This is a genomic window from Streptomyces sp. NPDC005533 (assembly GCF_042871845.1).
Taxonomy (GTDB): domain Bacteria; phylum Actinomycetota; class Actinomycetes; order Streptomycetales; family Streptomycetaceae; genus Streptomyces.
On the sequence record NZ_JBIAJH010000027.1, the window covers coordinates 53,340 to 76,800 of the forward strand.

Genomic DNA, 23,461 nt, shown 5'->3' on the forward strand with positions numbered 1-23,461 from the left:
CGGCACGAAAAGCACCACACCTAGGGGGACCACCATGCCGCACGGCATATCTCTCATCGACAAACCGGGCTGGTACGGAGGGGAACCGTACCCGCCCGAAGCGCTGGACCACATCCGTGCCCTGCCGGCGTCACAGCAACCCGACTGGGCGGCCCACGAGGCCCTCGGTTCCGCCGTAGACCGACTGCGGGCGGCGCCGGGGCTCGTCGGCCCCCACGACATCGACCGGTTCGACCAGCTCGTCGCCGAGGCCGCGCGCGGCAACGTAGGCATCCTGCAGGCGGGGGACTGCGCGGAGGACCCGGCGGACTGCACGCCCGAAGCCGTGCGCGGCAAGGTCCGCATGCTCGACGTCCTCGCCTCGGCCTTCTCGGAGATCACCGGCAGGCCGACCGTACGGGTCGGCCGGATGGCCGGGCAGTACGCCAAGCCGCGCTCCCGGCCCACGGAGCGGCACCGCGGCCGTGAACTTCCGGTCTTCCGGGGGCACATGGTCAACCGGCCGGAGCCGGAGCCGGCGGCCCGCGCACACGACCCGCGCGGGCTCACCCGCTGCTACCGGGCCGCCCTCTCCGTGCACGCGGCCGTGCGGCCGGACACCGGGTGGACCTTCGCGACCACCTGGACCAGCCACGAGGCCCTCGTCCTCGACTACGAGCTCCCGCTGGTGCGCGGGGACGGCGCGGGGCGCACGTTCCTCTCGTCGACGCACTGGCCGTGGATCGGCGAGCGCACCCGCTCCCTGCGCGGGGCCCACGTGCGGCTGCTCTCGACGGTGGACAACCCGGTGGCGTGCAAGGTCGGGCCGACGATGAGCCCCGCGGAGCTGGTGGAGCTGTGCGGGCTGCTCGATCCCGACCGCCGGCCGGGCCGGCTCACCCTGATCGCCCGGCAGGGCGCCGGCACGGTCGGGCGGAACCTGCCCGCCCTCGTGGAGTGCGTACGCCGGGCAGGGCATCCGGTGGTCTGGATGTGCGATCCGATGCACGGCAACACCGTCACCACCGCGAGCGGCCGCAAGACCCGCCTCGTCGAGGAGATCGTCCGCGAGATCGTGGGCTTCCGGCACGCCGTGGAGTCCGCCGACGGGACGGCCGGCGGCCTCCACCTGGAGGCGACGCCCGACGAGGTGGTGGAGTGCGTGGCCGGGGCCGACGGCGTCACCGGGCTCGCCGGCCGCCCCGAGCCGCTGTGCGACCCCCGGCTGAACCTGGACCAGGCCCTCACCGCGGTGTCCGCCTGGGGTGTCTGAACGCCGCCATCGCCATCAGCCGGCCTTCCACTTTTCTGCAACGGGGGAACATCCGTCATGAAACCGCATTCCGACCAGACGGTCCGCGCCCTGCGCGGCCCGTCCGTCGACCATCCCGCGCCGTACGGCGTCCCGGGCCTGATCCGGGCCGCGAGCGAGCGCACACCCGACGCAGTGGCCTGCGAGGGCGCCGGGGAGACCTGGACCTACCGCCGACTGGAGGAGGTCTCCGACCGCCTCGCCACCGAACTCCTGCGCCGCGGCCTGCCCGAGGACCGGCCCGTCGCGGTGCTGGCGCGGCGCGGACCGCACATGGTGGCCGCGCTGCTCGGCGTGCTCAAGGCCGGGCTGCCCTACCTGCCGCTGGCCACCGACGAGTCGGCCGAGCGGCTCGCGCTGATCCTGGACACCGCCCGGCCCGAACTGGTGGTGGGCACCACCGAGGCGCTGGCCGACTGGCGGGGACCGGACGGTCCCGCGCTGCTGGACGTGGAGCCGCTGTCCGCCGATCCCGACGGGGCGTACGTGCCCGGCCCGCTGCGGCCGGTCGCCGCGGACCAGCCGGTCAACATCATCTTCACGTCGGGTTCCACCGGCACGCCCAAGGGCGTCGTGGTGCCCAGCGGGGGCGTCACCAACCGGCTGCTGTGGGGGCAGCGCCACTACGGGCTGAGGCCCGAGGACCGCGTCCTGCAGAAGACCCCGTACACCTTCGACGTGTCCGGCTGGGAGATCTACTGGCCGCTGACCGTGGGCGCGCGGCTGGTCCTGCTCGCCCCCGGTGAGCACGCCGATCCGGCCGCGATCATGAAGACGGTGATCGAGCACCAGGTCACCGTCTGCCATTTCGTGCCCTCGATGCTGGACGAGTTCCTGCGCTGGCCCGGCGCCTCCGACTGCACCGGCCTGCGGCACGTGTTCTGCAGCGGCGAGGCCCTGCCGGCCACGCTGGCGCGGACCTTCGTCAAGACGCTGCCCGCCCGGCTGCACAACCTCTACGGGCCCACGGAGGCCTCGATCGAGGTCACGTACTGGGACGCCCCCGAGGACCCGTCGCCGATCGACGACGTGCCCATCGGTCAGGCCGTCGACAACTGCGAACTGCTCGTCCTGGACCGGCGCGGGCGGCCCGTCGCGGAGGGCGAGACCGGCGAACTGTGCATCGGCGGAGCACCGTTGGCGCTCGGCTACCTCGGCCGGCCCGATCTGACGGAGCGGGTGTTCGTCCCCGCCCCCGAGGGCAGCGGCCTGGACCGCGTCTACCGGACCGGCGACCTCGTACGGGTGGTGGACGGCCAGATCCGCTACCACGGCCGGATCGACGAGCAGGTCAAGATCCGGGGCGTGCGCGTGGAGCCCGGCGAGGTCGAGAGCGTCCTGCGCGAGCACCCCGGGGTCGACGAGTGCGCCGTGGTCGTCGCCGGTGAACGGGCGCCCCGGCTCGTCGCGTTCGTCCGCCCGCACGGCGACGGCGCGGAGCGCGGCGGAGCGGACCGCAGGGAAGCGGAGTGGCAGGAGGAGTGCCGCGCCCATGTCGCGGCCCGGCTGCCCTCCGCGTACGTCCCCACGCACTTCGTGGCCCTGGACGCGATGCCGCTGACCCGCAGCGGCAAGCAGGACCGGGTGCTGCTGCGGCAGCGGGCCGCCGAGCTCCTCGCGCCGCGCGCCGACGGGCCGGCCGTGGACGGCGACCCGCTGACGCGGCTGTGGGCGCAGGTGCTCGGACTCGACGCCGTGGACGAGGACGCCGACTTCCTCTCGCTGGGCGGTCACAGTCTCGCCGCCGTACGGCTGCGCGGCGAGCTGCTGCGCTCGTACGGGCTGCGGATCACCCTCGCGGAACTGCTGCGCGAGCGGATCACCCTGGCCGGGCTGCGCCACCGCACGGCCACCGCGGCCGGACCCGCCGGCGACTCCCTGCCCAGGCGGCCCGACCCCGCCCGCGCGCCCGTCTCCGGCGGGCAGCGCAGGCTGTGGCTGATGGAGCAGCTCTACCCGCGGCTCAGCGCCTACAACGTCGTCTCCGCCGTCCGCGTGCCAGGGGGTCTGGACGCGGCCCGGCTGCGCGAGGCCCTCGCCCTGGTGGTCCGGCGCCACGAGGCGCTGCGCACCTCCCTCGTCAGCGACGGATCGGGCCCCTACCAGGCGGTCGCCGAGCACGTGGAACCGCCGCTGGAGACCCTCGTGGTGGACGGGGCACTGACCGGGGAGCGCTGCCGCGCGCTGGCGGCCGAGGCCGCTGCCCGGCCGCTGCCCGTCGACCGCGCACCGCTGCTGCGGGTCCTGTACGCGCGGGGCGGCGACGGCGACGGGCTCCTGGTGGCCGTCCTGCACCACGCGATCGCCGACCAGCGGTCGGTGGACGTCTTCCTCGCCGAACTGGCCGCCGCCTACGGCGGGTTCCCGCTCGCGGACGAGCCGCCGCACTTCGGTGACCTGCTGGTCGACCGGGCCGGCCGGGAGGACCCGGCGGAGCGCGAGGCGCACCTCGCGTACTGGGTGGACCGGCTGCGCGACGCCCCGCGGACGCACGGGCTGCCCTTCCAGGCGCGCCGTCCCGCCGTCACCACCTTCGAGGGCGGCGCCGTCGACTCCGCCCTGAGCGGTGCGGACGCGCTGGCCCTGGACGGGGTGGCACGGCGGCTCGGGGTCACGCCCGTCGCCGTGGTGCTCGCCGCCTTCTCCACCGTGCTCACCTCGTGGAGCGGGCAGGAGGAGATCGTCGTCGGCGTCCCGTGGTCCTCCCGCGACGGAGGCGCCAGCGAGGACGTCATCGGGTTCCTCATCGACACCCTGCCGGTCCGGGTCGGCGTGGCCGCCGCGGAGAGCTTCTCCGCACTGGTCCGCCAGGTCTCCGACACGATGATCGACGCCCACGGGCACGCCGGCGCCGACTTCGAGGAGATCGTCCGGGCCCTGGGGCTCCCCCGCAACCTGAGCCGCAACCCGCTCTACCAGATCTGGTTCAACGACCTCACGCACGCCGCTCCCGCCCCCGCCTTCGACGGGGTGCCGGCCGTCCGGGTGGAACCGGACACCACCGGTTCGCTGTTCGACCTCGGCCTGTACCTGCACCGCGACGGGGACGGGGACGGCGACGGGGACGCGGGATACCGGCTCCAACTGGTCCACGCCCGGGACGTCTTCGACGCGGAGACCGCCGGACACCTGCTCGACCAGGTCGTCCGGCTCCTCCGGGAAGCCCCCGCCGACCTCGACCGGGCCCCCGCGGGCCGGCCGCTGGGCGGTGACCGGCCGCCGGCGGAACTCGCCCCGCGCCCGGCCCTCACCAGCGTGACCGAGGCCTTCGGGCGGGCGGCCGAGCGGTACGCCGGCCAGGTGGCGTTGAGCTTCCCCGGCGGCCGGATGACGTACGGGGAACTGCACGGCCGGGTCCTGGCGCGCTCGGAGGCCCTGCGTGCGGCCGGCTGGGCGGGGCGCGCCGTGCTGCTGCCGGCCGACCGCTCTCCCGGGACGGTCGTCGAGCTCCTGGCGGCCTGGCACTGCGGGTGCGCGGTCGCCGTGGTGGACGCCGCCCTGCCCGCCCGGCGCCTGCTGGCCGCCCTCTCCGGGTCCGGTGCCCAGGCCGTGCTCACCGGCGACGGGGCCGACTGGCCGGTTCCGGTGCTGACCGGCCCGGACCTGCCGCGTCCGGCCACGGAGGCGGTGCCCGTCGACTGGGGGCACGCGCTGTGCACCTCGGGCACCACCGGGGAGCCGAGCGTGGTGTTCGCCCCGCGCGACGCCCTGCCCGAGGCCCTGCACTGGTACCGCGAGGAGTTCGGGACCGGCCCCGAGGACCGTTTCCTGATGCTGTCCGCGCCGGGGCACGACCCGGTGCTGCGGGACATCCTCGTGCCCCTGACCAGCGGTGCGGCCCTGCACCTCCCGGCCGCGGGCACCGAGCCCGGGGCGCTCGTGGACCTTCTGGCGGAGCACCGGATCACGGCCCTGCACGCCACCCCGGGCCTGGTCCGGCTGCTCGCCTCGGCGGCGCGCGGCACGGGCCGGCGGCTCGACCGGCTGCGTCACGTGGTGCTCTCCGGGGCGCTGCTCACCGACCCGGTGGCGCGGGAGCTGCGGCGGGTCGCCCCGGCCGCGGAGATCCACCACGGCTACGGGTCCACCGAGACCCCGCAGTTGAGCTCCTGGCTGCGCTGGCGCGACCCGGCGGGCGACCCCGTGCGCCGCCGCCGCGACCGGGCGGGCGTTCCCCTGGCTGCCCGCAGCCCCTGGCGCGAACTGCTCGTCGAGGGGGCGGGCGTCGGGCAGCTCGGGGAGATCGTGGTGCGCGGGCGCGGGCTGGCGCTCGGTACCGACCCGGTGCAGGACCCGTCGCCGTTCGGGCCCGATCCGTACGGGGTGCCAGGGGTGACGGCGTACCGCACCGGCGACCTCGGCCGGTACACGCCGGACGGGCAGATCGAGTTCGTCGGGCGGCGCGACCGCCAGGTGTCGGTCGGCGGCCACCGACTGGAGCCGGCGGAGATCGAGGCGGCGTTGCGCGCGCACGCCGCGGTGGCGCAGTGCGTCGCCGTGGTCTCCGGTACGGAGATCACGGCCTTCGTCGCGGCGCCCGGCGCCGACCCCGTGCTCGGGGAGGAGCTGCGCCACGAACTGGGCGCGGTGCTCCCGGCCTGGGCGGTGCCGGGCCGGATCGTCGTCCTCGACGAACTCCCGCTCGACCACAACGGAAAGGTCGACGTACGCGCGGCCGTGGCCGCCCTCGCACCTCCCGAGGCACCGGTGGCCGGGCCGCCGGCCTCGGCCACCGAGGACGTGATCGTGGCCGCCCTGCGCGAGCAGCTCGGCGCGGCGACCGACGTACAGGGCGACGTGCCGGGCGTCCGTCCGGACACGTCCACGAACTTCTTCGACGCCGGTCTGACCTCGCTGTCGCTGCTGCGGATGCACGAGCGGCTGCGGGCGCGGGGCCTCACCGTCGAGGTGGTGGACCTGTTCCGCTTCCCCAACCCCCGGCTGCTGGCCCGGTACCTGCGCGGCGACGCCGCCGCCGCGCCCAGGACCGCGCAGCCCGCCGCGGCGCCGCGCACGACACCGACCGCCACGTCCGGCGCCGCCCTGACCGGTACGGCCCTCGCACGGCGAGCCGTGCGCCGGCGCATGAACGACCAGAAGAGGACCACGCAGCGATGAACCCGCCGGAGCAGCACGAGATGCACGAACAGGACCGGACGGCCCAGCCCGTCGCGATCGTCGGTATGGCAGGACGGTTCCCCGGTGCGGCGAACCTGGAGGAGTTCTGGTTGGCCCTCTCCGAGGGCGAGGACTGCTTCAGCACCCTCGGCGACGAGGAGCTGCGGGCCGCGGGTGTCGAGGAGCGGCACCTCCGGGACCCCCACTACGTACGCCGGATCCCGCTGTTGGAGGACGCGGACCGGTTCGACGCGGCGTTCTTCGGGATGACGCCGCGCGAGGCGTCGATGCGCGACCCGCAGCAGCGGCTCTTCCTGGAGCTGGCGCACTCGGCCCTGGAGGACGCGGGCTACGACGCGTTCGCCGTGCCCGGCACGGTCGGCGTGTACGGCGGCGCGGCCTCCAACCGGTACGCGGAGTTCAACATCCGCGCGAACAAGGAGCTCGCGGCCCGCGCGGGTGCCCTGTCCCTGGACATCTACAACAACAACGACTACGTCGCCAGCACCGCCTCGTACCGTCTCGGCCTGACCGGGCCCGCCATGTCCGTCGCCACCGCCTGCTCCACCTCGCTGGTGGCCGTGCACCTCGCCTGCGAGGCGCTGCGTTCGGGCGAGTGCGACGTGGCGCTGGCCGGCGGAACGGAGATCGAGCTGCCGTACGCGCACGGCTACCGCTGGGCGCCGGGCAGCATCTACTCGCAGGACGGTGTGTGCCGCCCCTTCGACGCCAAGGCCAACGGCACCGTCTTCGGCAACGGCGGCGGCGTCATCGTGCTCAAGCTGCTCTCCGACGCGCTGGCCGACGGGGACCCGGTGCGTGCGGTGATCCGCGGCTCGGCCGTCACCAACGACGGTTCGGACCGGGTCAGTTTCAGCGCGCCGGGCGTGGACGGGCAGATGCGCGCCGTGGTGGAGGCGATGACCGTCGCCGGACTCGCGCCCGGGGACGTCGACTACGTCGAGGCCCACGGCACCGGCACGGACATCGGCGACTCGATCGAGATCGAGGCGCTCACCTCCGCGTACCGATTCCTGGCCGCCGAAGGGGGCCTCGACCCGGCGAGCGTGGCGCTCGGATCGGTGAAGTCGAACATCGGCCACCTCGGTCCGGCCGCCGGAGTCGCGGGGCTCATCAAGACCGTGCTCTGCCTGGAGCACGGCGAGCTGGTGCCCACCGTGCACTTCACCGAGCCCAATCCGAAGCTGAACCTGGGAGCGACCCCCTTCCGCGTCGTCGGCCGGCGCGACGCGTGGCCGGCCGGGACCGGCCGGCCGAGGACCGCCGCCGTGAGTTCGTTCGGCGTGGGCGGCACCAACGCGCACGTCCTGCTGGAGCAGGGGCCGGCGCCCCGGGCCGGCACCCCGGCCGACGGTCCCGAACTGCTCGTCTGGTCGGCGCGTACGGAGACCGCCGAGGCGGAGGTCCGCAGCCGGCTCGCCCGGCACCTCACCTGGCAGGGCGAGGACGGGTTCGTGGACACCGTCGCGACGCTGCGGCACGGCAGGACCGCGCACCGGGAGCGCCGCGCCGCCGTCGCCGGCTCCGCCCGCGCGGCGGTGACCCTGCTCTCCGACGCGGAGGGCCGGGACGTGATCCGCCCGGCGGAGGGGGCGGCCGCCCGTCCGGTCGCGCTGCTCTTCCCCGGGCAGGGTTCCCAGCGCCCGGAGATGGCGGCCGGACTGATGGGCTACGACGCGGCGTTCACCGAGACGATGCGCCAGTGCCTCGACATCGTGGCCGGCCTCGGACTCGACCTCGAACCCGCCTGGCGCGGGCCGCACGCCGCCGAACTGCTGGGGCGCACCGAGTACGCGCAGCCCCTCCTGGCCTCGGTCGGCTGCTCTCTGGCGGCGATGTGGCGGGCCTGGGGCGTCTCCCCCGTCGCGCTGCTCGGCCACAGCGTCGGGGAGCTGGTGGCCGCCGTGGTGGCGGGCGTGACGAGCCTGGAGGACGGGCTGCGGCTGGTCACCGCGCGGGCGCAGGCCATGCAGGCCATGCCCGCCGGCTCGATGCTCGCCGTGTCCCTGGGGCAGCGGGAGGCCGGCGAACTCCTCGTGGACGGCGTGGTGCTCGCGGCCGTGAACGGGCCGCGGCAGAGCGTGCTCGCGGGGCCCGCCGACGCGATCGCCGCGGTCGAGGCGCGGTTGCGCGCGGACGGCGTGCAGTGCAAGCTCCTCGCCACCTCGCACGCCTTCCACAGCCCGGCCATGTCCCCGGCCGCCGAACGCTTCCTGGAGGCCTTCGACGGAGTGTCCCTGTCGGCGCCGCGGATCCCGGTGGTCTCGGCGGCCACGGGGCTGCCGCTGACCGACGAGCAGGCCGTGGACCCGGCGTTCTGGGCCGGTCAGCTCACCACTCCGGTGTACTTCGGGCCCGCGCTGGAGCGGCTCCTGGACGGGCAGCGCCTCACGACGCTGGAGGCCGGCCCCGGACGCGCCCTGTCCACGCTGGCGCGCAGGCACGGCACGGACAGCCTGGCCGTACCCGGTCTCGGGCCGGCCGGGAGCGATCGGGAGGCAGTCCTCGCGGCGGCCGGAGCCCTGTGGACGGAGGGCCACGACCTGCGCTGGGAGGCCGTGGGACCGGCCCGGCCGGCCCGCCGGATCTCGCTGCCGGCCTATCCGTACCAGCGGGAGCGGCACTGGATCAGCCCGCCGGCGCCGTCCGAGCCGGCCGCGCCGGCCGCGGCGCAGTCACCGCAGGCCGCCGTGCCCGAACCGGAGCAGGTGGAGCGGGCCGGTGCGCGGGAGCAGGCGCCCGCCGCGCCGGAGCCCGGGCGGGATGCGGCGCCCGCGCAGGGCGCCGGGACCGCGCCCTCCCCGCTGTCGGTGATGCGCTGGGAGGAGCTGCCCACCGGGACGCGTCCGCCCCGCCACCGCAGCAGCGTCGCGCTGGCGCTGCTGCCGCCGGACCCCGAGGCCGCCCGCCACGTGACGGCCGTACTGGGCCGGGCCGGACACCGGGTGGTGCCCGCCCGCCCGGACAGCCTCCGGTCCGTGCTGGACGGTCTGCTGGCCCGGGGCGAGGAGCCCGCGGTCTACGTGCACGCCCTCGCGGCGCAGCCCTGGCCCGAGGCCACCCCCGACACCGTCGAGGAGCAGGCGGTCGCGGGCGTGGAGAGCGCGTACGCCCTCGTCCAGGCCGTGGTCCGGCACTCCCGGCTGCGGCGGCCCGCCCGGTTCCTGCTGCTCGCCGCGCAGGCCGCCGACGTCTCCGGTGGCGAGACCGTCAACCCGGCCAAGGCGGCGCTCGCCGGGCTGGCGCGGACCGTCCCGCTCGAAGTGCCCGGCGCGCAGTGCATGCTGCTCGACGTGTCGCCGGGCACGGACGCGGACCTGATCACCCAGCAGGTGCAGGAGCCGCAGTGGCCGACGGTGGTCGCGCTGCGCGGCGACCGCCGCTGGGTTCCCGTCGAGGTGCCGATCCCCCACGAGCCGGCCACCGAACCCCCGGTCCGCCCGGGCGGGACGTACCTGATCACCGGTGGGTTCGGCGGGCTCGGCCTGGCCGTCGCCCGCGGGCTGGCCGAGACCGGTCTCGCCCCCACCGTCGTCCTGGTCGGCCGCTCCGGCCTCACCGAGGCGGCCGTCGGCGAGGTCGCCGCCATCGAGCAGCTCGGCGCGACGGTGTTGGCCGAGTGCGGGGACGTCACCGACGAGGAGTCGGTGCGCGCCCTGGTACGGCGGGTGGAGGACACGGCCGGGCAGGTCCACGGCGTCCTGCACGCGGCCGGGCTGCCCGGCGAGGGCATGATCGCTTTCCGTACGCCGGAGCAGGTCAGGGCGGTGCTGTGGCCCAAGCTGCGCGGCACGCTCGTGCTGGAACGGGTGTTCGCCGACCGGCCCCCGCTGGACTTCCTCGCCTCCTTCTCCAGCCGCGCCTCGATCTCCGGGCTGGTCGGCAGCGCCGACTACGCGGCGGCCAACGCGTTCCTCGACGCGCACGCCTCCGGCTCCCGGCAGCGCTGCGTCAGTGTGAACTGGCCGAGCTGGGCGAGCGTCGGCATGGCCGCGCGCTCCACCGTGGACCCCGGCAGCGGCGAACCCCTCTCCGCGTGGACCGCGGAGCAGCGCCGTACGCCGCAGGGCCCGGCGGACCCGGAAGGCCTGGTGTACGAGGAGGAGTTGTCGGAGAAGGACTGGGTGCTCGACGAGCACCGGTTCGCCGGGCGCGCGGTCCTGCCGGGCACCGGCCACCTCGACCTGGTGGTCCGCGGGGCCCGCGCGGTGTGTCCGCGGCTCGCGGGCGTGCCGGTGAGGCTGGCCGACGTGGTCTTCCGCCGCCCCCTGTTCGTCGACGGCTCGCAGCGGGTCCGGGTCGTTCTCGAACCGCGCGGCGACGACGCCTGGGCCTTCTCGGTGCGTACCGGCTCCACCGTGCACTGCGACGGCCGGATCGGCGCCGCCGCCGGAGCGGCGGCGCCCGAGGTGGACCTGGCGGCGGTGTCCGCGCGGATGACGGAGACCGTCGACGCGTCCGGCGCCGGCGACCTCGCCGAGCTGGGGCCGCACTGGCTGAACGTCACCGAGCTGCGCCGCTCGGCGGACGAGCAGCTGGGCTCGCTCGCCCTCGACGGGCGCCACCACGCCGAGTTGGACCGCCATCCGTTGCACCCCGCGCTGCTCGACAGCGCCACGGCGCTCACCCGGCGCCGTGAGGACGCCCACCACCTGCCGCTGCTGTACGGCACGGTCACGGTGTACCGCGACCTGCCCGGCGAGTTCACCAGCCACGTACGGCACGTGCGCGGCGGCGGTGACGGCGGCGTCCTGGTCGCGGACATCGACCTCGTGGGACCGGACGGGGTGGTCGCGGTCTCCGTACGCGGCTTCACGATGCGCCGCGTGGAGGGCAACCCCTTCGGTTCGGACGCGGCCGAGGAGCGGCCCGCGGCGGAGCCGGCCGGACTGCCGTCCTCGGACGGCATCCCGCCCGGCGAGGGCGTCGCCCTGCTGTTCGACGTCCTGGGCGGCCGCCCGGCACGGCAGGTCACGGTACGTCCGTACCGCGACGGGGCGCCGCTCGCCCCGGAGACCGTGCGGGCGCCGCTGGTGGCGACCCCCGCCGCCCCGGCCCCGGCCCCCGCCCCGGCTCCGACGCCGGCTCCGGCTCCGACGCCGGCACCGGCACCGCTCGCCGCAGCCGCCGTCCCGACGCAGGCGGTCCCCGAGCCCGCGTCCGCACCGGCCGCCGGCGGTGGCGGTGGCGGTGGTGGCGGCCAGGACATCGCCGCGATGCTGGAGGAGACCTGGCGGGCCGCCCTCGGCATGGCTTCCATCGACCACGGCGCGGACTTCTTCGACCTCGGCGGGGACTCGCTCAGCGCCGTCGGTCTGATCGCGGAGGTCCGGGACCGGCTGGGCATCGAGCTGAGCATCGGCATGCTCTTCGAGTTCCCGACCATCTCGGCGCTCGCCGCCCAGCTGCGCCGCGAGACGGAGGCAGCCCGATGAGCACGCCCGTGCGCGACGCCGAGGAACCGCGCTGGTCCGTCCGCGGGGAGCACCGTACGGACCCGCGGGTACGGCTGTACTGCTTCCACCACGCGGGCGGGTCCGCCTCCGAGTTCACGCGGTGGCACCGCTACCTGCCGCAGGACGTCGACGTGTGCGCAGTCCAGCTGCCCGGCCGGGGAGCACGGGTCGGGGAGCGCCCGCACACCCGCATGCGCCCCCTGGTGGAGGAGCTGGCGGGGCAGATCGGGACGGACCTGCCCACGGTGTTCTTCGGGCACAGCTTCGGCGCGCTGGTGGCGTTCGAGCTGGCCCGGGCGCTGGTGGAGGCGGGAGGGCCCGCACCACGGCACCTCTTCCTCTCCGCCCGCCCCGCCCCCGGTCTGGTCACGCACGAGGGCAGCATCCACGACCTGCCCGAGGAGGAGTTCCTGGACGTCGTGGAGCGCCGCCACGGCGGGGTACCGGCGGAGCTGCGCGAACACCCCGAGCTGCGCCGGATGGTCCTGCCGTACTTCCGCGCCGACTACGAGGTCATCGAGACGTACCGGCCGGAGGCGAGCGGCCCCCTCCCGGTGCCGGCGACCGTGCTCGGCGGGACCGACGACGGGATCCCCCTGGAGCAGCTGGAGGCGTGGCAGGAACACCTCGGCGGCCCGTTCGCGCTGCGGATGTTCCCCGGCGACCACTTCTACCTGCGGCCGCGGCGGACGGCCGTGCTGAACCTGGTGCGCGCGGTGGCCGGATGAGTACGGACGTCCGCGCGGCGCTCGCGAAGCGGCGGCTCGGCGCCCCGTACGAGCTGCTGCTGTTCGCCTTCGTGGTGTCCGGGCTGGGCAACTGGATCTACCGGCTGGCGCTGCCGCTGATGGTGTTCGAGCTGACCGGGTCGGCCCTGAACACCGCGGTGGTGTACGCGCTGGAGTACGCGCCGCTGCTGCTGCTCTCGCTGCCGGGCGGGGTGATCGCCGACCGGTTCGAGCGCCGGCGGATCCTGGTCGTGGGCGACCTGGCGGCGACGGTGCTCGCGGGGATCCTCGCGCTCATCGTGACGTCGGGGTCCTCGTCGGTGCTGCTGGTCTACCTGGCGGCGTTCCTGCTCGCGTGCGTGGAACCGCTGTACTACCCGGCGTTCCAGGGAATGGTGCCGGACCTGGTCCGCGACAAGGACCTGGAACGGGCCAACGCCTGGATGCAGATGGGCGACAACGTGATGAGCCTCGCCGGCCCCGCCGTGGCCGGCGTGCTCATCGCGGCCGTCGGCTACGAGGGCGCGATCTGGGCCGACGCGGGCACGTTCGCCGTGTCGGCCCTGGCCATGGTGGCCATCCGGACCCGGTCGAAGCCGCCCGCCGCGCCGGGGGCGCAGCCGGTACGCCGCGACCTGCGGGCGGAGGTGAGGGACTCCCTGGTCCACATCGTCCGGGACAACCGGCCCCTGCTGAGCGGGGCGGTGCTGTTCGCCCTCGCCAATCTGGGCACCTGGCTGGTGCAGGCGAACCTCGTCTACTACCTGAGCGACTACCAGGCGATGTCGCCCGGCCTGATCGGGGTGGTCTTCGCCGCGCAGGGCGCGGGTGCGGTGCTGGGGGCCGCCGTCTGCCCGTGGCTGGGGCGCCGTTTCGCGCCCGGCCGGGTGGTCATCGCGGGCACGGTGCTCGCGGGCGCCGGGATCGTGCTGCTGATCCCGCTGCGCGACGTCGTCAGCATCTCCGTGCTGTGGGCGCTGATCTACGGCATCGGCACCGTGAACATGGTGAGCTGGTTCGTCCTGCGCCAGCGCACCGTGCCCGCGCCGATGCTGGGCCGGGTGGTGGCGACCACCCGGATGATCGCCTTCATGTCGATCCCGGTCGCCTCGGTGCTGGGCGGTGTGCTGGAGCAGCGGTGGCACAACATGTACCTGATCATCGCGATCGCGGGCCTGCTGCGCCTGCTCGTCGGCCTGGGCGCCTTGTTGTCACCGCTCAACTCGGCGGCCGGATGGCGCGATCCGGCCGATCCCTGAGGGCGGGGCCGGCGGCACGACGACCGCGGCCAGGAGCAGCCCGGCAGTGGCCGCCCAGCGTCCTTCGTACAGGAGGGGCGCGGGCGGCTCCCCGGTCCCGATCCGCTCCCCGGCCCCCGTCCGCTCCGCCGCCCCGGCCGCACCGGCCCGGCCGACGATCTCGGCGCGGAAGGTTCCGGCCGCCGGGTCGAAGGCGACCGAGGCGTCGGTGAAGCCCAGCCGGCGTCCCGTCATCGGGAACCACGCCTTGTACACGGCCTCCTTCGCGCAGAACAGCAGCCGGTCCCAGTGGACGTGCGGGCAGTCGGCGGCGAGGTCGGCCAGCCGCTCCCGTTCCTCGGGGAGGGTGACGGCTCCCCGTACCCGCGGCGGCAGCGCCTCGTGGGGTTCGGCGTCGATGCCCACGGCCCGTACGTCCGTGCTGCGCGCGACGGCCGCGGCCCGGTACCCGGCGCTGTGCGTCATGCTGCCGACCACCCCGCGCGGCCACACCGGCGCCCCGCGCTCACCGGGCAGCACCGCCACGGGCGGTACGCCTATTTCCGCCAGGGCGCGCCGGGCGCAGTGCCGGACGGTGGTGAACTCCCGGCGGCGCCCTTCGTGGCGGGCTCCGCCGAGGGCTTCCAATTCCGCCGGGAGAAGCGTGGATTCGGATACGTCGGCAAAGCTCTCGGCAGAGGCCACGGCGGCCGGAAGGATCAGTTCGAGCACCTCAGGACCCTAACGACCGGAACCGCACTTCCGCCATTTCTGCCCGTCGACCCGGCTGCTAGCGTGAGTCGGGACCACATGTGCATTCGAATGAAACGCAGAGATTCGTTCACCGAGGGGGATTTCCGCAATGACCAGCGGTATTGATGAAGTGTCGACTGCCAGAGGCTTATCCGAAACGGGCTCGACGAAGCGGCCGCCCGGTCTGCGCCTGCCCGCGGTGGTCCAGACCCTGCTGTTCGCCCAGTACCGGCACCGGCTGTTCCCGGCCCTGCGCAGCATCCACGGGGACGTGTTCACGCTGCGGCTGACCACTCCCACCCGCCACCTGGTGATCCTCACCAAGCAGGAGGACATCAAGACCGTGTTCGGCGGTCCGGTGGAGGTCCTGCACGCCGGCGAGGGCAACGCGATCATGGGTCCGGCCCTCGGTGACCACTCGGTGCTCCTCACCGACGAGGCCGAGCACCGCAGGTCCCGCCGACTGCTGATGCCCGCGTTCACCGGTGCGGCGCTGGCCGGTTACCAGGAGATGGTCGGCGAGCTGACCAGGGCGGAGGTGGACGGCTGGCCCGAGGGGACCGTCTTCAGCTCCCACGAGCGCATGCAGGCCCTGACCCTGGAGGTGATCCTCCAGGTGGTGTTCGGGGTGACCGACGAGGCCAGGCTGAAGCGGATGCGCCCGCTCGTGCGCGGCATCGCGGACATCGGCCCGGTCACCCTGCTCGGACTCCCCTACCCGCTCCTGCAGCGCTTCGGGCCGTGGCGCCGCCACATCGCCCTCCAGCGGGGCCTGGACAAGCTGCTGTACGCGGAGATCTCCGACCGGCGCCGCGCCGCCGACCTGCACAGCCGGACCGACGTGCTGTCGCGGCTGCTCCAGGCGGCGGAGAACGAGGAGGGCGGCGGGTTCAGCGACGCGGAGCTGCGCGACCAGCTGATCACCCTGCTCCTCGCCGGGCACGAGACCACGGCCACCGGGCTGGCCTGGGCGCTGCACGAACTGGTCCGCGAGCCGGAGCAGTTGAGGCGGGCGCAGCGCGCGGCGGACGAGGGCGACGACGCCTACCTCACGGCCGTCGCCAAGGAGGCGCTGCGGCTCAAGCCCGTGGTGTACGAGGTGGCCAGGCAGCTGACGCAGCCGCTCACGGTCGGCGGTTACCGGCTGCCCGCCGGCGCCACCGTGATGCCCGCCATCGGTCTGGTGCAGTCGGACCCGGCCTACCACCACCAGCCGGACGAGTTCCGCCCCGAGCGCTTCCTCGACGGGCAGCCGCCGGCCCACACGTGGATCCCGTTCGGCGGGGGCGCCCGCCGCTGCATCGGCGCCGGTTTCGCGCTGCTCGAGGCGACCGTGGCCCTGCGCGAGGTGCTCCTGCGGTACGAGATCCGGCCCGACCGGGCCGCCCCGGAGGAGCAGAAGGCGCACCACGTCACGCTGATCCCCTCGCGGGGCGCGCGGCTCGTGGTGCGCCGCCGCCGCTGATCGCGGCGCGGTGGTGAGACGCCGATCGCGGCCGTCCCGTACGGGGCGGCCGCGATCGCGTCGGTGGCCGGCCCGGTTGCCGGCGGCGGTCAGCGGGCGAGTTCCGCCAGGACCGGCAGCTTCCCCGTCAGGTAGCGCTCCCGCGTCAGGGCGCGCTGGACCTTGCCGGAGGAGGTGCGCGGGATCGCGCCCTTGTCCAGGGCCACGACCTTGTCGGGGGCGTGCCCGAGGTGCTCCCGCAGCCGCTTCATCACCAGGGCCGCCAGCTCACCGTGGTTGTCGAAGCCCTTGGCGGTCTCGAAGGCCACGATCATCCGCTCGGTGTCCGGCACCGCGAAGGCCGCGCAGACCGGCCGTACGCCCTCCACCTTCGCCGCGACGTGCTCGTAGTCCTCGGGGTACAGGTTGCGGCCCGAGACGATGATCATGTCCTTGACGCGGCCACAGACCACCAGGCCCCCGTCCTCGGTCCGGTAGCCGAGGTCGCCGGTGCGCAGCCAGCCGTCGCGCAGGACGGCCGCGGTCGCCTCGGGGTCCTCCCAGTAGCCCTGCATCAGGGAGGGGCTGTGCACCCAGATCTCGCCGACCCGGCGCTCCTGCAGCGGCTCGCCGTCCTCCTGCCTGATCTCGATGCGGACCCCGGGCACCGGGGGTCCGCAGACCGCCAGCGCGCGGGCGTCGGGGGCGCCGGCGGGCACGGGGGTCGCGACGGCGCCCGCCTGCAGTCCCTCCCGGGAGACGTGGTCCCAGACCAGCGGGCGGCTCGCCTCTCCCATGGCGACGGCCAGGGTGGCCTCGGCCAGCCCGTACATCGGGGTCATCGCCTGCGGCCGGAGCCCGTACGCGGCGCCCGCCTCCACGAACTGTTCGAGGGTGGCCGCCCGGATCGGTTCCGCGCCGTCCCCGCACACCTCCAGGTGGGACAGGTCGAGCTCCCGGGGACGCAGCCGCATGCCCTGGGCGGCGAGCCCGTAGGCGAAGTTCGGGGCGACCGTACTGGTGGCCCGGAACCGGGACAGGGCGTCCACCCAGGAGTCCGGCCGGGCCAGGAAGTCCTCCGGCGGCTGCAGCACCATCTTGATCCGGTAGGCCATGCCCGAGAGCACGGAGATCAGGCCCATGTCGTGGTAGAGCGGCAGCCAGCTGACGTGCACGCTGCGGTCCCGCACCAGTTCGAGCCGTTCGCAGCACACCGCGGCGTTCGTGAGCATCTGCCGGTGGGTGAGCGCGACCGCCCGGGGCAGGCCGGTGGTGCCCGAGGTGAACTGCAGATAGGCGAGGTCCTCGGGCCGGGTCCGGACCGGCCCGCTGATCTCCTCCCGCTCCGAAGCCAGTTCCCCGCAGGTCAGCACCGGCCGGTCGCCGCTGATCCGGCCGGTGACGAAGTCGCCGAAGGCGTCGGCGACCACCACGCAGCGCGCGTCCACGTGGTCGAGCCGCCGGTTGATCTCGGCGACGAACTCCGGCAGGTCGGACAGCCGGTGCGGCAGCGGCAGGATGACGGGCACGGCGCCCGCCCGCCAGACGCCGAACAGGCTGAGCAGGAAACCGGGCGAGGTGGAGGAGACGATCGCCACGCGGTCCCCCGCGGCCACCCCCGCCCGGACCAGTCCGCCGGCCACCCGCCGCGCACCGGCGGCCAGCAGCGCGTACGGCATCGGCGTCTGGTCGAGCTGCCGGTTCACCACGGTGATCCCGCGCGGGGTGGTGGCGGCGAGTTCCAGCACCTCGGGCACGGTCACCGCGCCGAACAGGTCCTCGGGACGCGGGTGTTCCATGATCTTCTCTTCCCCGTTCATCCGGCGCTCCGCGCCAGCGTGTGCAGTTCTTCGATGAAGCGGTCGGCCAGGGCCCGGACCGTCGATTCCTCGTGCAGGTGGGAGCTGTACGTCCACACCAGGCGCAGGGTGCCGTCCGACACCATCGCCATCAGGTCGAGCGTCCTCGTCCGGTGGCCGAGGTCGCTGCGGTGGTGGCCGAAGGAGTCCACCACCGGGCGGGCGTCACCGGTGAAGTACTCGCTGACGTCGCCCCAGTAGTTGAAGCCGATCTCGGGCACGGGGACCTCGGCCATGCGCGCCCGTACCGCGGGGTCGGGATGCAGGTGGCGCAACAGGCCGTAGCCGACGCCCTGGTGGGGCATCTCCCGGATCTGCCCGCGTACGGAGGCGAGGTCGCCGGGGCGCAGCACCAACGGCGACAGCGTGGAGAACCGGGCGACCGTACGGGAGATGTCCAGCGAGCCGAAGGCCCGTTGGCGGCCGTGGCCCTCGACCTCGACGACGAGCTCCGGCTGTCCCGTCCAGGCGGTCACGGCCCGGGCGAGCGCGGTCAGCAGCACCTCGCGGATCTCGGCGCCCTGCGTGCGCGGGAGCCCGCTGACGACCGCGTCGAAGGTCTCGCCGGTCACCTCCGTGAAGAGGCGGACGGCGGAGGCCTGTGTGTTGGGGCCGAGTCGGTGGTCGACGGGCAGGGGCTGCGGTGCGAGGTCGGCGAGCCTGCTCCAGTACGGGAGCTCGGCCGTGACCTCCTCGCTCGCCGCGTACGCGTGGAGCCGGGCCGCGGCCTGCGGCAGGGAGGCCGTCTTGGGCGGCAGGACCGGTTCGTCGCCGCGCTCGAGGGCGAAGTAGGCGGTGCGCAGGTCCTCGTAGAACACCCGGGAGGAGTAGTAGTCCATGACCAGCCAGTGGGCGCTGACGAGGAGGCGGGGCCGGCGCGTTGGGCCCAGGTCGAACTGGGTGAGCTGGACGGTCGTGCCGTCGGCCAGGTCGAGCTCGCCGTTGCGGAGGGCGACGTGCCGGGCGATCTCCGCCTCGACGTCGGCGTCGGCGGTTCCCCGGAGGTCGACCTCCGTGACCCTGGAGTCGGCCGGCTGCCGCACGCCGGGCAGTTCCGCGTACGGTCCCTGCTCCTCGGTGCGGAACCGGGCGCGCAGCCCGTCGTGGTGGGCGAGCACGGTGGCGAGGGCCGCGCGCAGCGGCCCGGGCTCCAGCCGCCGGTCCAGCTCGAAGACCGGCCACATGCCGTTCCAGTGGTCGGCCTCGGCGAAGTCCTGCTCGAAGAACCAGAGCTGGCTGGGCGAGAGCCCGGCCCGCCCGGTGATCTCGCCCTGGTCCGCGGCGGCCGTCGGCCGGTCGGTCGCGCGCCCCGCCTGCCCGGCGACGGTCGGGTGGGCGAAGAAGTCCGCGAGCGTGAGGTGGATCCCCTGTTCGGCGGCCTTGGCCACAGCGCGTACGCCGAGCAGCGAATCCCCGCCGAGGGCGTAGAAGTCGTCGTGGCGGCCGATGGTCTCCACGGGCAGTACGGAGGCCCAGGCGCGGGCCAGGGCCTCCTCGGCCGGGGTCGCGGGCGGCTCCGCTCCCGGGGCGACGGCCTCCGGCACGGGCAGCGCGCGCCGGTCGAGCTTGCCGTTGGCTCCCGTGGGGAGCCGGTCCAGGGTCATGACGACGGCGGGGACCATGTACGCGGGGAGCTTGGCGCCGAGGTGGGTGCGCAGCTCGTCGTCGGCGAAGGCGGCCCCGCTCTCGGGTACGGCGTAGCCGATCAGCCGCTTGGCGTCCTGGGCCACGACGACCGCGGCCTTGACCCCGGGGTGGCCTGCGAGGACGGCCTCGATCTCGCCGAGCTCGATCCGGTGGCCGCCGATCTTGACCTGGAAGTCGTCCCGGCCGAGCAGTTCGAGGGTGCCGTCGGGCAGGTAGCGGCCGAGGTCGCCGGTCCGGTACAGGCGCTCGCCGGTGACCGGGTGGACGATGAACTGCGCCGCGGTGCGCTCGGGGTCGCCCCAGTAGCCGCGGGCCACGCCCGCACCGCCGATGTGGAGATCGCCGGTGACGTGGTCCGGCTTGTCGGTGAGATCGGCGTCGAGCACGTGGAAGGTCTGGTTGCGCAAGGGGGTGCCGTAGGGAACGCTGCGCCACTCGGGGTCGATGCGGTCGATCGGGTGCCAGATCGACCAGATCGCCGCCTCGGTCGCGCCGCCGAGGCTGATCAGCTCGGGGCCGCCGGAGGCGACGGCCCGGACCCGGCCGGGCAGGGTCAGCGGGATCCAGTCACCACTGAGCAGGGCCGTGCGCAGCGAGCGCGGGAATCCGCCGCCATGCTGCTCACAGTGCTCCACCAGGAGTTCGAGCAACGGCGGGACGGTGTTCCAGAGGGTCACCCGGTGCTCGTCCGCGAGCGCGGCCCAGCGGCCGGGGTCGCGCGCCTCGCCGGGCGCGGGCAGCACCAGCGCGCCGCCGGCTCCGAGCACGCCGAAGACGTCGTAGACGGACAGGTCGAAGCTGAGGGAGGACAGTCCGAGGACCCGGTCCCCGCGGCCGACGGCGAAACGGGTGGTGATGTCGTCGATCGTGTTCACCGCGGAGCGGTGGCTGATCATCACGCCCTTGGGGCGGCCGGTCGACCCCGAGGTGAAGATGACGTACGCGAGGTCGTCCGGGCCGGTGACCGGGGTCTCGACCGGTCCCTCCGGCACGTCCGGCCACGGCTGCCGGTCCACGGTCAGGCCCGTGACGCCCGCCGGCACGTACGCGCCGGGCTGGGTGAGGGCCACCGTCACCCCGCCCGCCTCGATCAGCTGGTCGATGCGCTCCCGCGGGAGGCCGGCGTCCACCGGCAGGTAGGCCGCGCCGGCGCGGAGCACTCCCAGGACGGCCGGTATCTGCTCCCAGCCCTTGTGCATGAGGACGGCGACCAGGGCGTCGGGCTCCGCGCCGAGCTCGCGCAGCCGCCGGGCGATCTGGTCGGCGCGGCGGTCGAGTTCGCCGTAGGTGAGCGTGGCGTCGACGGTGATCACGGCCGGCGCGTCGGGGTGCGCGGCGGCCTGCCGGCCGACGGCCGCGTGCAGGAGCTCGTCGGGCAGCGGGCCGGCGGTGTCGTTCACGGCCGCGCGCACGGCGAGTTGCCGGGACGGCAGGGTGACCGGCGCGGGTGTGTCCTGCTCGGCGATGCGCTCGACCAGTCCCAGGTAGGCGGCGAACATGTCGTCGAGCACGCCGTCGGGGAACATCTCCTCCACGGCGTCCCAGCTGATCAGCAGATCGCTGCCGCGGGCCACGACCTGGTTGTCGAGGTAGACCTGCGGGGTCTGGGAGAGGGCGTACACGGTCTCGAAGACCATGCCTTCGAGGGAGCCGAGGCTGTCCTGCTCGCGGAGCAGGCTGGTGAAGACGACGGGCATCCGTGCCTGCGTGCCGTCGCCGCGGCGGGCCAGCTCGCGCTGCACCTCGACACCGCTGAACCGGGCGTGGGCCAGGTCCTGCCGCAGCTGCGTCTGGAGCCGGCCGGCGACCGTGGCCAGGTCCGGGGCGCCGCCGAGGTCGCACTCCAGCAGGATGGTGCTGGTGAAGTCGCCGATCACCCGGTCGATGTCGGCGTGTCGGCGAGGCCGGTCGGCGAGGGTCAGGTTGAGGGTGAAGCGGGAGGTGCGGCTCCAGGTGCGCAGGACCTGCGCGTAGGCGGCGCACAGCAGCACGGAGGGCGTGACGCCGAGGGCGTTCGCGCGGTCCCTGATCTGCCGCCACACCCGGCCGGGCAGCCGGCGCTCGCGGCGTACGAAGGCCGGGGCCCGGGTGTCGGCGAGGGTGCGGACGGGCAGTTCGGGGGCCTGCGGCAGCGAGTCGAGGCGGTCGGACCAGTACGCGCGGGCCGTCTCGTGGCCGGGCTGCGCACGGTGTGCGGCGACGTCGTCGAGGTAGTCGCGGAAGGTCACCGCGGGGGCCGGGCCGAGGGAGTCCGGGTCGAGGACGAGGCGGATCCACTCGGCCAGCAGGACCTGGATGCTGCCGGCGTCGGCGAAGAGCAGGTCGATGCTGATGTGGAGGCGGAGCCGGCCCGCGTCGATCTGGTGGGTGCGTATGTCGTACAGCGGCCAGGTGTGCGGGTCGAAGACCTGGGCGGCCATCTCCTCGCGGGTCTCGTCGAGACGACATCGGCCGTCGGCTTCCGGGAGCCCGCTCAGGTCGCCGTGGCGGAAGCGGTAGTACGGCACCTCGGGGGCCACCTGCTGGCGGCCGTCGGGGAGCAGCGCCGCCCGCAGCATTCCGTGGCGGCCGATCAGGGTGTTGAAGGCCTCCTCGACGCGTTCGCGGTCCGCCGCGAACAGGTCCACCTCGACGTAGAAGTGGGCGGAGCGCCCGCCGAGGTCGAATCCCCGGCTGCCCAGCCAGTACGCCTGCTGGACGTCGGTGAGGCCGAAGGGCTCGTGGTCGCGCTCGGGTGCCGGAACCAGCTGCGGGACGGACCCGCCGTCCGTACCATGGTTGGGCAGCGCCGCGGCGAGCGTTTCGAGCGTGCAGGGGCCGAAGAACATCTCCAGCGGGAGGTCGACCGTACACGCGGTGTCGATGGCGGACTTGAACCGGACGGCGTCCAGCGAGTCGAGGAACAAGGGCTCCTGCGGATCGACCCAGCGGTCGTAGTCGCTGTTGACCTCGGCCAGCAGGTCTCGTATCTGGTTCAGGCCCTCGTCCTGGTCGGGAATGGGCACAGCGGATTTCTCGGACATCAGTCCCCCGTAATCAACCAGCGGGTCATGCTGGTTCAGCTGTCATTGCGATGTGGCCTGCGCGTCGGCGACCTTGCGCAGGTAGGAATAGATCCCGCCGTTGCGGGCGATCCAGGCGGTGAGCCGCGGCGAGAGGGCGCTGACCACGTCGGCGACCTTCTCCATCACGGGAGCCACGGTGATCTCCACTTTGTTCTCCCTGACGCACTTCAGCACCGCGCGCGCGACCTCGTCGGGCCCGACCCGGCCGAGCAGCGGCGGCCGGCGGCCCGCCTGCCAGCCGGCTGAGATGCCCACGTCGGCGATCAGCGTGGGGTACACCGCCGACACCCCCACCCCGGTCCCCCGCAGCTCCTCGCGCAGGGACCAGGTGAAGCCGACGAGACCGTGCTTGGCCGAGGAGTTGATCGTGGCGTAGGGATAGGCGGTGCGTCCGCCCACGGAGCCGATGTTGACCACGTGCCCGCGCCCGGCGTCGAGCATGTGCGGCAGCACCAGCCTGGTCATCGCCTCGGCACCGAAGAGGTTCACCATGAGGACCTTCCGGATGCTCTCCACCGAGGCGTCCTGGAACCGGGTGATGTGCTCGATGCCGGCGTTGTTGACCAGCAGTCCGGGCGGGCCGAGTTCACGGTGGACCGTTTCGACGATCCGCCGCTGCGCCTCCTCGTCGGAGACGTCGGCGGGCACCACGAGCGGCTTCGGTCCGAAGCGGCCGGCCCTTTCCGCGGTCGCCCGCAGGCCTTCCTCCGAGCGGGCGACGAGTGCCAATCGGACACCGGCCCTCGCCAGATGCTCGGCGATGTGCGCGCCGACGCCCCGCGAGGCCCCCGTGAGGATTCCCACCACATTGTTCAGTTCGCGCACGGACGTCGTCCTTTGC

At 74.4% G+C, this 23,461-nt stretch carries 10 protein-coding genes; 6 read left to right on the forward strand and 4 right to left on the reverse strand.

Annotated elements, in window-relative coordinates; all coding sequences use genetic code 11:
• Window positions 1-34 precede the first annotated feature (34 nt).
• Genes ACFYP3_RS25325 through ACFYP3_RS25345 form a run of 5 tightly spaced genes read left to right on the forward strand, consistent with a single transcriptional unit; the run spans window position 35 to window position 13,873 of the window.
• On the forward strand, window positions 35-1,252 hold the full coding sequence (locus ACFYP3_RS25325) for a 3-deoxy-7-phosphoheptulonate synthase (protein ID WP_388836684.1): 1,218 nt from the start codon (window positions 35-37) through the stop codon (window positions 1,250-1,252).
• Window positions 1,253-1,309: 57 nt separating this feature from the next.
• The gene (locus tag ACFYP3_RS25330) at window positions 1,310-6,409 is read left to right on the forward strand and encodes an amino acid adenylation domain-containing protein (RefSeq protein ID WP_388836687.1); all 5,100 of its coding nucleotides are present in this window, start codon (window positions 1,310-1,312) and stop codon (window positions 6,407-6,409) included.
• On the forward strand, window positions 6,406-11,865 hold the full coding sequence (locus ACFYP3_RS25335) for an SDR family NAD(P)-dependent oxidoreductase (RefSeq protein WP_388836690.1): 5,460 nt from the start codon (window positions 6,406-6,408) through the stop codon (window positions 11,863-11,865). The genes ACFYP3_RS25330 and ACFYP3_RS25335 overlap by 4 nt, the downstream gene beginning before the upstream one ends.
• Entirely contained in the window at window positions 11,862-12,614 is a 753-nt protein-coding gene (locus ACFYP3_RS25340; protein WP_388836693.1) for a thioesterase II family protein, read from the forward strand. Before ACFYP3_RS25335 ends, ACFYP3_RS25340 begins: the two co-directional genes overlap by 4 nt.
• The gene (locus ACFYP3_RS25345) at window positions 12,611-13,873 is read left to right on the forward strand and encodes an MFS transporter (RefSeq protein WP_388836696.1); all 1,263 of its coding nucleotides are present in this window, start codon (window positions 12,611-12,613) and stop codon (window positions 13,871-13,873) included. The genes ACFYP3_RS25340 and ACFYP3_RS25345 overlap by 4 nt, the downstream gene beginning before the upstream one ends.
• Here the strand turns inward: ACFYP3_RS25345 and ACFYP3_RS25350 are convergent.
• Window positions 13,826-14,584 (reverse strand): 4'-phosphopantetheinyl transferase, encoded by a 759-nt coding sequence (locus ACFYP3_RS25350; protein ID WP_388836699.1) that lies wholly within the window; start codon window positions 14,582-14,584, stop codon window positions 13,826-13,828. The genes ACFYP3_RS25345 and ACFYP3_RS25350 overlap by 48 nt on opposite strands.
• 151 nt (window positions 14,585-14,735) lie before the next feature.
• Here ACFYP3_RS25350 and ACFYP3_RS25355 point away from each other — a divergent pair, with 151 nt between their 5' ends.
• Entirely contained in the window at window positions 14,736-16,070 is a 1,335-nt protein-coding gene (locus tag ACFYP3_RS25355; RefSeq protein ID WP_388836701.1) for a cytochrome P450, read from the forward strand.
• An 89-nt stretch (window positions 16,071-16,159) separates the two neighbouring features.
• Here the strand turns inward: ACFYP3_RS25355 and ACFYP3_RS25360 are convergent, their stop codons facing one another.
• From ACFYP3_RS25360 to ACFYP3_RS25370, 3 genes are read right to left on the reverse strand one after another with little or no spacing between them, the layout of a single operon-like run.
• Complete coding sequence (locus ACFYP3_RS25360) at window positions 16,160-17,869, reverse strand: AMP-binding protein (protein WP_388836704.1); 1,710 nt, start codon at window positions 17,867-17,869, stop codon at window positions 16,160-16,162.
• Window positions 17,866-22,560, reverse strand: a complete 4,695-nt coding sequence (locus ACFYP3_RS25365) for an amino acid adenylation domain-containing protein (RefSeq protein WP_388836707.1) — start codon at window positions 22,558-22,560, stop codon at window positions 17,866-17,868. Before ACFYP3_RS25365 ends, ACFYP3_RS25360 begins: the two co-directional genes overlap by 4 nt.
• 60 nt (window positions 22,561-22,620) lie before the next feature.
• Window positions 22,621-23,445 (reverse strand): SDR family NAD(P)-dependent oxidoreductase, encoded by an 825-nt coding sequence (locus ACFYP3_RS25370; RefSeq protein WP_388836710.1) that lies wholly within the window; start codon window positions 23,443-23,445, stop codon window positions 22,621-22,623.
• Window positions 23,446-23,461 lie beyond the last annotated feature (16 nt).

Bases quoted from the DNA above. Each gene is read 5' to 3' on its own strand.
- ACFYP3_RS25330 (WP_388836687.1), top strand. From the start codon at position 1,310: ATGAAACCGCATTCCGACCAGACGGTCCGCGCCCTGCGCGGCCCGTCC.
- ACFYP3_RS25345 (WP_388836696.1), top strand. From the start codon at position 12,611: ATGAGTACGGACGTCCGCGCGGCGCTCGCGAAGCGGCGGCTCGGCGCC.
- ACFYP3_RS25340 (WP_388836693.1), top strand. From the start codon at position 11,862: ATGAGCACGCCCGTGCGCGACGCCGAGGAACCGCGCTGGTCCGTCCGC.
- ACFYP3_RS25360 (WP_388836704.1), bottom strand. From the start codon at position 17,869: ATGAACGGGGAAGAGAAGATCATGGAACACCCGCGTCCCGAGGACCTG.
- ACFYP3_RS25335 (WP_388836690.1), top strand. From the start codon at position 6,406: ATGAACCCGCCGGAGCAGCACGAGATGCACGAACAGGACCGGACGGCC.
- ACFYP3_RS25325 (WP_388836684.1), top strand. From the start codon at position 35: ATGCCGCACGGCATATCTCTCATCGACAAACCGGGCTGGTACGGAGGG.